Source organism: Mesorhizobium sp. LNHC232B00, assembly GCF_000502435.1.
GTDB lineage: Bacteria > Pseudomonadota > Alphaproteobacteria > Rhizobiales > Rhizobiaceae > Mesorhizobium > Mesorhizobium opportunistum.
In genome coordinates this window covers 16,395-29,459 of the sequence record NZ_AYWP01000024.1, presented here as the reverse complement: position 1 = coordinate 29,459, position 13,065 = coordinate 16,395, and the positions used below count along the sequence as shown (strand labels likewise).

Genomic DNA, 13,065 nt, shown 5'->3' with positions numbered 1-13,065 from the left:
ATCGATCGCAATTGACAGCGACTGTATGTCGGCATTAAGTTTCTAACTGAAAGAAAAACGTGGCTTGCATCGTGCGGGAGCGTATCTTTCGTGGGAGGACTTCAATGACGAAGATTTTCAATCCGCTGGGGCGGACGATGCAGCGTCGTGACTTCTTGAAAGTTGCGGGTGCGAGCGTTGCGGTAGCAGCCCTGCCGACGGCAGTTCGCGCTGCCGATCCCGTCAAGGTGGTGCTGTGGTCGTGGGTGCCGGATCTCAAGCTTCAGGTCGACATGTTCAACGCCGCGCATCCGGGCATCCAGGTCGAACTCGTGAATGCCGGCCAAGGGAACCCAGAATATCAGGCGGTCCGTGCCGGCCTGAAGGCGGGCAGCGGCCTGCCCGACGTCGTCCAGATCGAATACCAGCTCCTCGAGACCTTCCGCCAGGTCGACGCCTTCGCCGACATCGGCGCGTACGCCAATGCCCATAAGGGCGAGTTCCCCGAAGGCTTGTGGACGCAGGTCGCCAAGGGCGATGTGGTCAACGGCATGCCGCAGGATTACGGTCCGATGGCGATGCTCTATCACAAGGACATCTTCGACAAGCATGGGATCACGCCGCCCACCACCTGGGCCGAGTTTGCCGATGCGGGCAAGAAGATCCATGCGGCCGATCCGAATGTGTTCATCACCGACGCGCCGTTCGGAGCCAATGCCGACTGGGTCCTGGGTCTGTTGTGGCCGATGGGCTGGAAGCCGGTCAGCCGCGATGGCGACAAGCTCGCGATCAACATCAACGACAAGATTGCTAAGGACTTCGCCGCCTATTGGCAGGACCTTATTACCGCGGGTGTCATCGAGACCAAGCCGGGCTTCAACAATGAGTGGTACACCGGCCTCGACTCGGGCCGCTATGCCACCTGGCTCGCTGCCGGCTGGGGTCCGCTGTTCCTGACCTCGGTCGCCAAGACCAGCGTGGGCAAGTGGCGTGCCGCCGATCTGCCGCAGTGGGACGCGAGCAAGTTCGCGACTGGCGCTTGGGGTGGCTCAGCGCTGGCCGTGATGAAAACGACCCAGCATCTGCCCGAGGCCGCCGAAGTCGCGATCTGGCTGAACATTAATCCCGAAGCCACAAAGCTCTACACCACCAAGCAAAACTTCTTTCCCTGTACCCGCGCGCTGCTGTCGGATCCGGAATGGGCGAACGCCAAGCCGGATTTCTTCGGCGGCCAAGCGGTGAACAAAGTGTTCGCCAAATCGGCGAATGCCGTGGCGCCGTTTGAGTGGAGCCCGTTCCAGGACTTCCTCTACCAGTCGATGTCCGATGAATTCGGCGCCTCGATCGGCGGCAAGGGCACGCTGTCGGATGCGTTCGACCGCATCCAGGACGCCGTGGTCACCTACGCGAAGGAACAAGGCTTCACCGTCGGCTAACTCCTCCCGGGCAACCGCCGGGCGCGCTTGACCGGCGCGCCCGGCCTCTTCATCTTGCCGGACGGGGGACCATGGCAATGTCGAATTGGCCAGCCGCAGCGATGCGCCCAACGCGATCGGGCGGTTTTACGTTACGAAAGCTCACGCCCTATCTGTTCCTGGCGCCCTTCGTGCTGCTGTTTATCGCCTTCATCGTCGCGCCGCTGGTCTATGCGTTCTATATGAGCCTCTACCGCGACACGCTGGTGGGCGGACGGCAATTCGCGGGTGCAGCCAGCTACATCAAGGTCACGGGCGACGCCAAATTCTGGGGCGGCGTGTGGAACCTCGTTCTGTTCGGCGTCGTGCAGGTGCCGATCATGCTGGGCCTGGCGCTGTTGTTCGCCATTGTGCTCGATCGTGGCCAGGTCTATGGCAAGGGCGTCTTCCGGCTCGGCTTCTTTCTCCCCTACGCCGTGCCGAGCGTGATCGCGACGATCGTCTGGGGTTATCTCTACGGCCCCAACTTCGGCCCGTTCACGCAGATGGCCAAGGCGTTCAACCTGCCGCCGCCGGACTTCCTGTCGCCGGGCGTGATGATCTTCTCATTGGCCAACATGGTGACGTGGGAATATGTCGGCTACAATATGGTGATCTACTACGCCGCGCTGAAGGCGATCCCTTCGGACCTCGCCGAGGCCGCGCGGATCGATGGCGCCTCGCCCTGGCAATTTGCGCGGCTGATCCAGCTGCCGCTGCTGTGGCCGGCGATCCTGCTCACCATCATCTTTTCGATCAACGGCACACTGCAGCTGTTCAATGAGCCGTATTTGATGCGCTCGCTCGCCAGTAACACCATCAATTCGAGCTACACGCCGAACCTCTATGCCTATTCGCTGGCGACTCAGAACCAGCAGTATGGCTATGCGGCCGCCGTCTCGTTCGTGCTTGGCGTCGTGATCGCCGGTGCCTCCTACATCTTCACCCTGATCACCAACCGCCGTCGGCCGGAGCAATGATGACTGCGACCACCGACGCCACTTTCGAAGCTGCCAGGCGCCTGCCCGGCGAACGGCAGCGCTCGCGGATCGTCCTCACGCTGCTGCTGTCACTGTTCCTCGTCTATAGCTTCGCGCCGCTGGTCTATCTGGTGCTATCGGCAACGAAGACGAACGGCGACCTGTTCACCACGTTCGGCTTCGGCTTCGGCACCGAGTTCAACCTCTGGCAGAATTTGAGCGATCTGTTCAGCCGCGACAATGGCATCTTCTCGCGCTGGATGTTCAACAGCGTGCTCTATTCGACCGTCGCCGGGCTCGGTGCCGCGATCTTTTCTACCGCGGCAGGCTACGCGTTCGCCAAGTTCAAGTTCCGCGGGCGAAATCTGACCTTTGGGCTCGTGCTGGGCGCGGTGTTTGTCCCGCAGACGGCCCTCGTCGTGCCGATCTTCCTGCTGCTGGCGCTGTCGGGTCTCAGCGACAATCCGCTGGGCGTGATCCTGCCCTCGATGATCTCGCCGATCGGAGTCTATCTGATGCGCGTCTATATCGAGCAGGGCGTCGACGACGAACTGCTCGACGCAGCGCGTCTCGATGGCGCCAGCGAGTTCGTGATCTTCCGTGCCATCGTGCTGCGGCTGGTGGCGCCGGGCATGGTAACCGTGGCGCTGCTCTCGTTCGTCGGGACCTGGAACAATTACTTTCTGCCGCTGATCGTGCTGCGCTCGCCGGAGTATCAGCCGATCACGGTGGGCCTTGCGAGCTGGTATCAGCTCGCGCAGCAGGGCGGTGGCGGCGGACAGGTGCTGTTCTCAATCATCATCACCGGCGCGCTGGTCAGTATCATCCCGGTCATCGTGGTGTTCCTGCTGCTGCAGCGGTTCTGGCAGGGCGGCCTCACCGCCGGCGCCATCAAATAGAGTATCTCCTGGAGTTTTCCGACTATGACGACTGCCTTGAAATCCGCGCCGCTCTCTGTCTGGCGGCCGATCGCCACCGACACTTTCCTCGTCGGTACCCCGCATTACCCGGAGCATGTCGATGAGAGCTATTGGCAGCGCGACGCCGACCGCATGGCATTCGCGGGCTTCAACGCGGTGCGACTTGCGGAATTCGCCTGGCATATTATCGAGCCGCATGAGGGGACGTTCGACTTCGATTTGTTCGACCGCGCCGTAGATGTTCTGGGCAAGGCTGGCATCAAGACCATCATGTGCACGCCGACGGCGACGCCGCCGCGCTGGCTGACGGCGCATTATCCCGAAGTCTTGCGCGTCGATGCCAATGGCCGCGCCATGAGCCATGGCTCGCGCCAGCACGCCAATCTTGCGAGCGGCGTGTTCCGCGAGCATTCGAAGCGCATCACTAAAGCAATGGCCGAGCATTATCGCGGCAATTCACACATCATCGGCTGGCAAACGGACAATGAGTTCAATACCTCTGGATCGCTGTCCTACGGTCCGGTGGCCCTGGCCGAGTTCCAGGCCTTCCTCAAGGACAAATACAAGACCATCGCCGCGCTCAACGATGCGTGGGGCGGGCATTTCTGGGCCACAGCCTACGACGATTTCGATCAAGTGGTGCTGCCGCTCGACTACGCCCCTGCGCCGGTCGGGCCGACCCATGTGGTCGACTATCACCGCTTCCTCGCCTTCGTCACGGCGCGGTTCCAGCACGATCAGGTGCTGATCCTGCGCGCCACCAATCCAGACTGGTTCGTCTTCCACAATCTGGGGCGGATCGATGACATCGACTTCCGCGGCGAGTTCTCGACCGATCTCGATTTTCTCGGCTTCGACATCTACCCGCATCTCGATGACGAGATGCAGCGGGTCGGCAGCGTCGGCGAGGCGCAGGCGCTGCGTCTCGACATCTGCCGCGGCTTCACCGGCAACTTCATCGTGCCAGAGCAGCAATCGGGCTTCGGTGCGCAGCCGAACTTCTCGACGCTGACGCCCGAACCCGGCGAGATGCGCCGCATGGCCTATACGTCAGTGGCGCGCGGCGCCGATGGCGTGATGTTCTTCCGCTGGCGGCCGGCGCATTTCGGCGCCGAGATCTATTGGATGGGCATCATCGATCACGACGACATCCCGCGGCGGCGCTATGACAAGGCCAAGCAGTTTGCGGGAGAGGTCACGGCGCTCAAGGACAAGATCCTCGGCACGCATGTGCGCATGGATTTGGGCATCGCCGGATCAGATTTCGACAATCAGGAGATGCACCGCTCCTGCCCCATCGGCATGCCGAGCCCGCAGGACGATGCGACGCTGCTGCATCGCTATTGCTACCGCCACAACATCGCCTGCGGCTTCATCCATCCCGAGGATGATCTCAGCAAGCTCAAGGCGCTCTACGTGCCGCATTGGCTGAAATGGACCGATGCATGGACGGCGCGGGTCGAGGCCTTCGCTAAGGCGGGCGGAACGGTAATCCTGGGCGGCCGCACCGGATCACGCGACGTTAACAACCACGTCATCCGCGACACCTCGCCGGGCAAGACGCTCTCGGCGCTGGCCGGGATCACGGTCGAGGAGTTCGGGTTGCTGACGCCGATCGGCGGCGAGGGCCTGTTCGAGCATGGCGGCCGCTTCGGCGCCAACACGGTGCGCAAGAAGCTGCCGGCGACGTCGGCGAGCCGCCAATACGAGCTCAAGATCGGGAATGCGCAGGTGACGGCGGCGCATCTTTATGAGCTGCTTAACGTCGCGCCCGGCACGGAGGTTATCGGCAGCTGGGCCAGCCGCTTCGCCGAGGGCCACGCCGCAATGACTTCGCGCAAAGTCGGCAAGGGCAACGTGATCTACCTCGGCACGTACCTCAGCGATGCTCTGGTCGAGGTGCTGGCCGATCAGGTGCTGTCGCACGCCGGTATCGTGCCGCTCATCGCCGACATGCCGGCCGGCGTCGAAGCGACAATCCGCGAGAGCAAGGACCGCCGCCTGCTGTTCATCCTCAACACGCTGGGCGAGCCGGCAAGCATCGGCAATGTCCCCGCTGGCAAGGATTTGCTCGGCGATGGCAAAGTACGCGGCGGTAAGCGGTCGCTCCCGGCCTATGGCTGCAGCATCATCGAACTCGACTAGGGATGTTGTCGAAGTCCTTCAAGCTCCAACGCCAAGGCCTTCAGGCTGCGTGTCAGCGTCTCCCTGTCCATGCCTGCATTCAATCCTTCGAATGCTATCACGGCGAGCGCCGTGGTCCGACGCTGCGCCTCACGCGTTCTCAGTGCTCCAAGCCATATGCGCAAAGGGCACCAAGGTGTACGACTTGCCCGGCAGGGATCCGCATCTGGAAGAAGAATCCCGAGTCTTCGCGCCATAGATACATCGCCCGCTCCAGGTGTACGTTTTAGGTGTACGTTTCTGGACAAGACGCGGCACTTATGAAACAAAATCAAATATTTAGCAATAGTTGGCCCGGAGGACGTATCCGGATGATTGGCTTTATTGGGTTTTTCGCGGGCCAAGATCAGAAGTCTTCCCGTATTGTTCCGTGTCGTCTGGCCACCGATTGGCGACTGAAGAATTCGTCTGGAAGCAAGCCTGAACCCGCAACCAGCGTGGTCCGGCCAGCATAGACGCCGCGGTCGCGGCCAAAAATGAATGCCATAGGCGATTGGTCGGCGAATTCCGCTTCGCCTTCAGCCGCTATGTCTCCGGCGCCGACGGGGTTTGGCGTCCGCCAGGTGCCCGAGGCATCGATAGCAGCAAGGACGCTGGCGCGCCTTCGGCGTGTAAGGCGCGGCCAAATTCGCCACCATCCGCGTCCTTTGACCATATCCCGGAATTGCGCGCTCTTCATCGCTTTTCATCCGACAGCCTCGTCAGATGGACGGCAACAACACCCAGGATGGGCGTAAGGCAAAGCTGATTGCCTTGTCCGCCCCTCCTCCGAGATCGACCTTTCCCGGTTCGTGCAAGGAACCAAGCCGGCCTGTGGCTGGTTATACCAAGGCGCGAGCAGAAGCCGCTCAACAGGAGAGAGCAATGAAAAAGAACTGGAAGAAGCCGACCATGTGCCAGGTTGCAGCGGGCTTCGAAATTTCGCGGTATCTGCCGGCTGAAATCCCGCCCAGGAAATAAGCAGCAAACGTGCAGGTTCCTCTCAACAGGTGCATGCGCCTCCGTGCCGTGTGAGGACTTCGCGACAGGCTATCGCGCGGAAAACGCGGACAGGAAACCGTTTGTCGCGGAGAACTGGCTGCCGGTCAAATGGACTGCGGAGCAGGCATCGCCATGCGCGTGAAGATCATCGGGTCTGCGGCGGGGGGCGGCTTTCCGCAGTGGAACTGCAACTATCACCTGAGCCGTGTGGCTCGCGCCGCGATGGCCGGCGTGCGGTCGCGAACCCAATCAAGCCTTGCCGCATCAGTGAATGGGGTTGACTGGGTTCTCTTCAACGCCTCCCCGGACATTCGCCAGCAGATTGCACAAACGGCCGAACTGCAACCCGCAGCCGACGCACCGCTGCGCTCGACTCCAATCCGGGCGGTGGTGCTGACCAATGCCGATGTCGACCATATCGCCGGCCTACTCAGCCTGCGCGAACGACAGCCTTTCGCTGTCTATGCGACCGCAGAGGTGCTGGCGACGCTGGAGGCGAATTCGATTTTCAACGTTCTCGATCCGGCGATCGTGCCGCGGCGTCTCCTAGCGGCCGAAGAGCAAGTTGTGCTCTGCGACGCCCACGGCCATGAGACCGCCATGGTCGTCGAGAGCTTTCCCGTGCCCGGGAAGATCGCGCTCTATCTCGAGGACAGAGCCCATCCAGACGCCGATTACAGCTCAGACGCCTGCGACACGATCGGAGTCCGGATCACCGGGGCCGGCAGTCGCGGCGCCATCGTCTACATCCCGGGCTGCGCGCGCGTTGATGCCGCCTTGCGCGAGCACCTGGCCGATGCCGCCTGCTTACTGTTCGACGGCACCGTCTACACAGACGACGAGATGATCACTGCTGGCGTCGGCCAGAAAACCGGTACGCGGATGGGGCACATAGCAATGTCTGGGGTAGCAGGTTCGATCGCCGGTCTCGCCGATGTGAAGATCGGCCGCCGGATCTTCGTCCATATCAACAACACCAATCCTGTCCTCGATGAGAATTCCGCCGAACACGCGGCAGTCACAGCGGCTGGCTGGGAAGTCGCCTACGACGGGATGGAGATGGAATTTTGAGCGATTTCCGCAACGCGACCAGAGGTGGCCTGTCCAAGAGCGAACTCGAGGCCGTGCTGCGGCAGGTCGGTGCCGAGCGCTATCACATCCATCATCCGTTCCATCACAGGATGACCAGTGGCGCCCTGTCGAAGTGGGAAATGCAGGCCTGGGCGCTGAACCGATACTGTTATCAGGCCGTCATTCCGCGCAAGGACGCCATGATCCTGGCTCATGCCGAGGACCCGGCGTTTCGCGCCGCCTGGCGCAAGCGGATCGAGGACCACGACGGCGAGGACGGCTGGAGCGGCGGCATCGCGCGTTGGCTGTATTTAGCCACCTCGCTCGGGCTCGATACAGAAACCGTTAGGAGCGAAAGGCTGGCGCTGCCGGCGACCCGCTTCGCCGTCGGCGCCTATCTTTCTTTCTGCACGAACCGCACGCTGCTCGAGGCGGTCGCCTCCTCGCTGACGGAGATGTTCTCGCCGACCATCATTGGCGAGCGGGTGTCGGCGATGCTGGCCAGATACGATTACATCACCGAGGACACGGTGGCCTATTTCAGCCGGCGGCCAGAACAGGCATCGCGCGATGCCGACTTCGCCCTCGCCTACGTCCTCGAGCATGCCGACACGGCGGAGCGCCAGCAGCAGGCGATTGATGCGCTGGTGTTCAAATGCGACATACTCTGGGCCATGCTCGATGCGCTTCAACATGCCTATGGCGAGCCGGGAAACCTACCGCCAGGCGCCTTCCGCCCGGGGGCGGCCAGATGATGGCGCAGCGCGAAAGAGCCGTGGTGTCGCTGCGATCGGCGCCATCGCTGCCGAGGCACGTGCGCATACAATACGATTCCGTGCGGCAGGGCTTCGCCGTGCTTTCGCCGGAGAAGGTGTTCTGGCCGAACGAGATCAGCCTTGAGATATTGCGTCGCTGCAATGGTCAGTCCACGGTCGGCCACATCATCGCCGATCTTGCCGCCGAATATGACGCCGAGGAGGAGGCCGTGGCGGCCGACGTCATCGCCTTCCTGCAGGAATGGTCGGACAAGTTGCTGGTGAAGCTATGAGCGAGTCCCTCCTGCCTCCGATCGGAATGCTTGCGGAATTGACACATCGCTGCCCGCTGCAGTGCCCTCATTGCTCCAATCCGCTTGAACTGCTGAAGGCAAACCGCGAGCTTGATACGCAGACTTGGCTCGATCTCTTCTCGCAGACCGCCGATCTCGGCGTCCTCCAGGTGCACCTTTCCGGGGGCGAGCCGACGCTTCGACGCGATCTCGAGCAACTGATCGCCGGACTTTCGGCGCGCGGCGTGTACACCAACCTTATAACTGCCGGCGTCGGCCTTGCCGAGGGCCGCATCGAGGCTTTTGCCGAAGCCGGGCTCGACCACCTACAACTGAGCTTTCAGGGTGCCCGGCCGGCGACTACCGACCTTATCGGCAACCACCGGGGTAGCCATGAAAAAAAGCTGGAGACGGCACGCCGCGCCCGCGCGGCCGGCCTGCCGCTCACAATCAACGCGCCGGTCCATCGTCACAACATCGAGGAAGTGCCGGAATTCATCGATATGGCTCTTTCATTGGGCGCCGAGCGGCTCGAGATCGCCAACGTCCAGTATGCCGGCTGGGCGCTGGCCAATCGCAGTTCGCTAATGCCCGAACGTGCCGCCGTCGACCGACAGGCGGAGATCGTCGCGGCGGCGCAGGAGCGGCTTGCCGGCGTTATCAACATCGATTTCGTCCCGACGGATTATTTCGCCATCTATCCCAAGCCATGCATGGGCGGGTGGGCGCGAGACGCCTTCATGGTGGCGCCGGACGGCACCGTGCTGCCGTGCCATGCCGCGCAGACGATTCCTTCGCTACGCTTCGAGCGTTTCGGAGAGCGCACGCTTGCAGAAATCTGGGCCGATTCAGCGGCCTTCAATGCCTTCCGCGGCAGCGGGTGGATGCAGGAGCCGTGTCGAAGCTGCGAGCGCCGCGACGTCGACTGGGGCGGCTGTAGGTGTCAGGCGATGGCGATTGCCGGTGACGCCGCAGCTGCGGATCCGGCCTGCATCAAGTCGCCGATTCACGAGCGAATGGCCATGCTTATCGCCGGAACAGGCCGCGCAGCGGAAACTGCTGCCGCGGAGGAAGCCTTCATCTATCGGCGAATAGGCGTGGCCGACGTCGCCTGAACCATTTTACGCTGAATCGCGAGCCGGGCCAAAGCTGGAGCCGAACTGCCGGATCATGCCCGTGCCAATAAACACTGCGTCAGTTCGCCTGCCGAAAGCGGACGGTTAACCCCGATCCGCCAGACTGCAGGTTGCTCGAGCGATCAGAGGCAATGGCAGGTCCTTACGAGAAAGAACACGCCGACCCCGTACGGCACGACCAGCAACCCCAGAGCAATCCAGTAGCCGGGCTGGAGCATGGCCGCGAAATCTGAACGAAGCTGTTCCATCGAGAACCGAACGACGCGGTCGTGTGGTTGTTCCAAGCGGGTCCAGACAAAACGCTTTGTCAATTGTGCCGGCAAATGGAACACGTTTTGGGCTTCGGTTTGAGGCAACATCGACTGCAACGAAGACGTTGGGCGGCCCCTTTAAAGCCAGAGCGGCCAACAGCAGCCCAAACTCTGCTGACTGGCCGCGGTTTGAACTGTGCGTAGCTACGGTCGTCGCGACATGTGCGTCCGGTCAGCGAAACGGCCCGACCCAGCGACCGTTTTCTGATTCAGCTCCGCCCAATCCCTTTCAGGATTTACTCGCCGCAGCCGGCGGAATGGTCGGTTACAAACTTTTTCGCATCGAGGAACAAAGGAACCGACTGCCAGTTGGGATGATGTTCAACAACATGCTTCGAGGCCATGGCACATCGTCGGTTCTCGCCACTAACTCTTGGTTTCCTGGCTTTGGCGTTCGGCTCAATGCCGCAAGGTGCTGCTTGGGCGCAGGCGCCTTGCCCTTCCGATCACGACAGGCTGCTCTCGGCGTTGAAGGCCAACGTAAAGGCGAGCGGCGGCCCGGCAAATGGCGGCTTCGAGACCAACGAATGGGCGGCGATCGTCGCCCGCGACGGTATAGTCTGCGCCATTGCCTTCAGCGGGCTCGCGGTCGATGCGCAGTGGCCCGGCAGCAGGTTGATCGCGGCTGAGAAGGCCAACACAGCCAATGGCCTCAGCTTGGCTAACATGGCCCTGTCCACCTCCAACCTCTATGCCGGGGTGCAGCCAGGGGGTCCGCTGTTCGGCTTACAGTTCACCAATCCCCCCAATCAAGCCGCGGCCTTTGCCGGCGACGCCAAGAGGTTCGGCAGCGCCAACGATCCGCTGATCGGCAAGCCGATCGGGGGCGTGGTGGTGTTTGGCGGCGGCCTAGCCCTTTACGACGGCAAGGGAATTGTGGGTGGACTCGGCGTCAGCGGCGATTCTTCCTGCGCCGACCACAATGTCGCCTGGCGCATCCGCGCGGCCCTCGGCCTCGACAAGGTTCCGGCCGGTGTCAACCCCAATCGCAAGGATGCCATTATCTACGATCTCGACCCCGGCGGGAAAAGCGCTTCCGGCTGGGGTCATCCGCTGTGTGCCGGGCACGAGGCTGACATAGCGGATGAACTGGGCGCCGGCGTCGGAGGTTCGACGCCAAAATGAAGCAAGCAGCGCAATCGGCAAGACCCTGCGCTCACGCGGCACCTATCAAGCGCTCGGCGGCACCCCGAAAACATTCTGAGAGAATTCTTGCGCTGCTGCTGTTGGCCTGCGCTCCCTTGCTGACAGCCGCCTCGGTAGCTCCGCCGGCACTAACGATCTCGCCGCCCGCCGCGGCCGCACCGCCCGACGATGGGCAATGGACTATGCCCGCCAAGAATTATGCCTCGACCCGCTACAGCGAACTCGCGGAAATCAACGAAGGCAACGCCAAGAACCTTCAGGTGGCCTTCACTTTTTCGACCGGGGTGAACAAAGGCCAGGAAGCGGCGCCGCTTGTCGTCGGCAGCACCATGTATATCGTGACGCCGTTTCCTAACATCGTCTACGCGCTCGACCTCTCGAAGCCCGGCGCGCCGATGAAATGGAAGTACGAGCCCAATCCCGAGCCCGCCGCGCAAGGGGTTGCCTGTTGCGATGTCGTCAATCGCGGCGCGGCTTTCGCCGACGGGCGCATCTTCTTCAATACGCTCGACGGCCATACCATCGCGCTCGATGTTAATAGTGGCCAGCCAATCTGGAACGCCCATATCGGCAACATCAATATCGGCGAGACCATCACCATGGCGCCGCTGGTGGTGAAAGGCAAAGTCCTGGTCGGCAATTCCGGCGGCGAGATGGGCGTTCGCGGCTGGGTCAAGGCGCTCGACGCCGGCGACGGTCATGTCGTCTGGACGGCTTACAATACCGGCCCCGACAAGGATGTGCTGATCGGGCCGGACTTCAAACCGCATTACGACATGGACAAAGGCAAGGATCTTGGCGTCACGACATGGCCGCCAGAAGCATGGAAGATCGGCGGCGGCAACATGTGGGGCTGGATCTCCTACGACCCCGATCTCAACCTGATCTTCCACGGCACCGGCAATCCCGGGCCTTGGAATCCGGATCTGCGGCCCGGCGACAACAAATGGACATCCGGCATTTTTGCCCGAGATCCCGATACCGGAGCGGCGAAATGGTTCTATCAGTGGAGCCCGCACGACCTGCACGACTATGACGGCATCAACGAACAGGTCCTGCTCGACATGAGTTGGCAGGGCAAGCCGCGCAAGGTGCTGGTCCGGCCGGAGCGCAATGGCTATCTCTACGTCCTCGACCGGACCACCGGTGAGGTCTTGTCTGCAAAACCCTATGGCCCTGTCAATTCCAGCAAGGGCGTCGATCTCAAAACCGGGAAGTTGGCGGAAAACCCGGACAAGAAGACCGGCACTGGTAAGGTCGTCCGCGACATCTGCCCAACTGCCTCGGGCCTCAAGGATTGGCAGCCCTCCGCCTTCTCGCCGAAAACCGGCCTGCTCTACATCCCGCACAACAATCTGTGCATGGACGAAGAAGGCGTAGAGGTGAACTACATCGCCGGCACGCCCTACGTCGGAATGAACGTGCGCATGATCCCAGGCCCAGGCGGCAATCGCGGCGCCTTCACCGCTTGGGACATCGCCGCCGAGAAACCAGCCTGGAGCCTCAAGGAGAACTTCCCGGTATGGAGCGGCGCGGTGGTGACCGCCGGCGACGTGGTCTTCTATGGAACGATGGAAGGTTGGTTCAAGGCGGTGAGCGCGAAGACTGGTGACCTGCTTTGGCAGTTCAAGACCTCTTCGGGCATCATCGGTCAACCCATCACCTATCGTGGCCCGGACGGCCACCAATATGTCGCCATATTGTCCGGCGTCGGCGGTTGGGCCGGCGCGATCGTATCGGGCGATCTCGACCCGCGCGATGCCACCGCCGCGCTCGGCTTTGTCAATGCGATGAAGGACCTGAAGAACGCGACCACGGCGGGAGGCACGCTTTATGTGTTCCGTCTGCCCTGATG

At 62.1% G+C, this 13,065-nt stretch carries 10 protein-coding genes; all 10 read left to right on the top strand.

Translation table 11 applies throughout. The annotated features are described in order from the left end of the window. The first annotated feature begins 104 nt into the window (after window positions 1-104). The 10 genes from X743_RS145255 (at window position 105) to X743_RS145305 (ending at window position 13,063) form a co-directional block, all read left to right on the top strand. A complete protein-coding gene (locus X743_RS145255) occupies window positions 105-1,415 on the top strand; it encodes an extracellular solute-binding protein (RefSeq protein WP_023767872.1) in 1,311 nt (436 codons plus the stop codon). A 77-nt stretch (window positions 1,416-1,492) separates the two neighbouring features. Beyond that, window positions 1,493-2,413, top strand: a complete 921-nt coding sequence (locus tag X743_RS145260) for a sugar ABC transporter permease (protein WP_032923369.1) — start codon at window positions 1,493-1,495, stop codon at window positions 2,411-2,413. Further along, window positions 2,413-3,312: a carbohydrate ABC transporter permease gene (locus tag X743_RS145265; protein ID WP_023767870.1), complete on the top strand. Its 900-nt coding sequence runs from the start codon at window positions 2,413-2,415 to the stop codon at window positions 3,310-3,312. Before X743_RS145260 ends, X743_RS145265 begins: the two co-directional genes overlap by 1 nt. Before the next feature lie 24 nt (window positions 3,313-3,336). Beyond that, a complete protein-coding gene (locus X743_RS145270; RefSeq protein ID WP_023767869.1) occupies window positions 3,337-5,478 on the top strand; it encodes a beta-galactosidase in 2,142 nt (713 codons plus the stop codon). A gap of 1,152 nt (window positions 5,479-6,630) precedes the next feature. Further along, on the top strand, window positions 6,631-7,569 hold the full coding sequence (gene pqqB, locus X743_RS145275; RefSeq protein ID WP_031258230.1) for a pyrroloquinoline quinone biosynthesis protein PqqB: 939 nt from the start codon (window positions 6,631-6,633) through the stop codon (window positions 7,567-7,569). Beyond that, window positions 7,566-8,324, top strand: coding sequence for a pyrroloquinoline-quinone synthase PqqC (pqqC, locus tag X743_RS145280; RefSeq protein ID WP_023767867.1), 759 nt, complete (start codon window positions 7,566-7,568; stop codon window positions 8,322-8,324). Before pqqB ends, pqqC begins: the two co-directional genes overlap by 4 nt. Further along, on the top strand, window positions 8,321-8,617 hold the full coding sequence (pqqD, locus tag X743_RS145285; protein WP_023767866.1) for a pyrroloquinoline quinone biosynthesis peptide chaperone PqqD: 297 nt from the start codon (window positions 8,321-8,323) through the stop codon (window positions 8,615-8,617). Before pqqC ends, pqqD begins: the two co-directional genes overlap by 4 nt. Continuing rightward, complete coding sequence (gene pqqE / locus X743_RS145290) at window positions 8,614-9,732, top strand: pyrroloquinoline quinone biosynthesis protein PqqE (RefSeq protein WP_023767865.1); 1,119 nt, start codon at window positions 8,614-8,616, stop codon at window positions 9,730-9,732. Before pqqD ends, pqqE begins: the two co-directional genes overlap by 4 nt. A gap of 734 nt (window positions 9,733-10,466) precedes the next feature. Then, a complete protein-coding gene (locus tag X743_RS145300; RefSeq protein WP_023767862.1) occupies window positions 10,467-11,189 on the top strand; it encodes a heme-binding protein in 723 nt (240 codons plus the stop codon). Next, entirely contained in the window at window positions 11,186-13,063 is a 1,878-nt protein-coding gene (locus X743_RS145305) for a methanol/ethanol family PQQ-dependent dehydrogenase (RefSeq protein ID WP_156934495.1), read from the top strand. The genes X743_RS145300 and X743_RS145305 overlap by 4 nt, the downstream gene beginning before the upstream one ends. Window positions 13,064-13,065: the final 2 nt, after the last annotated feature.

Coding starts and splice junctions, on each gene's coding strand:
- X743_RS145255 (WP_023767872.1), top strand. CDS start 105: ATGACGAAGATTTTCAATCCGCTGGGGCGGACGATGCAGCGTCGTGAC.
- X743_RS145260 (WP_032923369.1), top strand. CDS start 1,493: ATGTCGAATTGGCCAGCCGCAGCGATGCGCCCAACGCGATCGGGCGGT.
- X743_RS145265 (WP_023767870.1), top strand. CDS start 2,413: ATGACTGCGACCACCGACGCCACTTTCGAAGCTGCCAGGCGCCTGCCC.
- X743_RS145270 (WP_023767869.1), top strand. CDS start 3,337: ATGACGACTGCCTTGAAATCCGCGCCGCTCTCTGTCTGGCGGCCGATC.
- pqqB (WP_031258230.1), top strand. CDS start 6,631: ATGCGCGTGAAGATCATCGGGTCTGCGGCGGGGGGCGGCTTTCCGCAG.
- pqqD (WP_023767866.1), top strand. CDS start 8,321: ATGATGGCGCAGCGCGAAAGAGCCGTGGTGTCGCTGCGATCGGCGCCA.
- pqqE (WP_023767865.1), top strand. CDS start 8,614: ATGAGCGAGTCCCTCCTGCCTCCGATCGGAATGCTTGCGGAATTGACA.
- X743_RS145300 (WP_023767862.1), top strand. CDS start 10,467: ATGCCGCAAGGTGCTGCTTGGGCGCAGGCGCCTTGCCCTTCCGATCAC.
- X743_RS145305 (WP_156934495.1), top strand. CDS start 11,186: ATGAAGCAAGCAGCGCAATCGGCAAGACCCTGCGCTCACGCGGCACCT.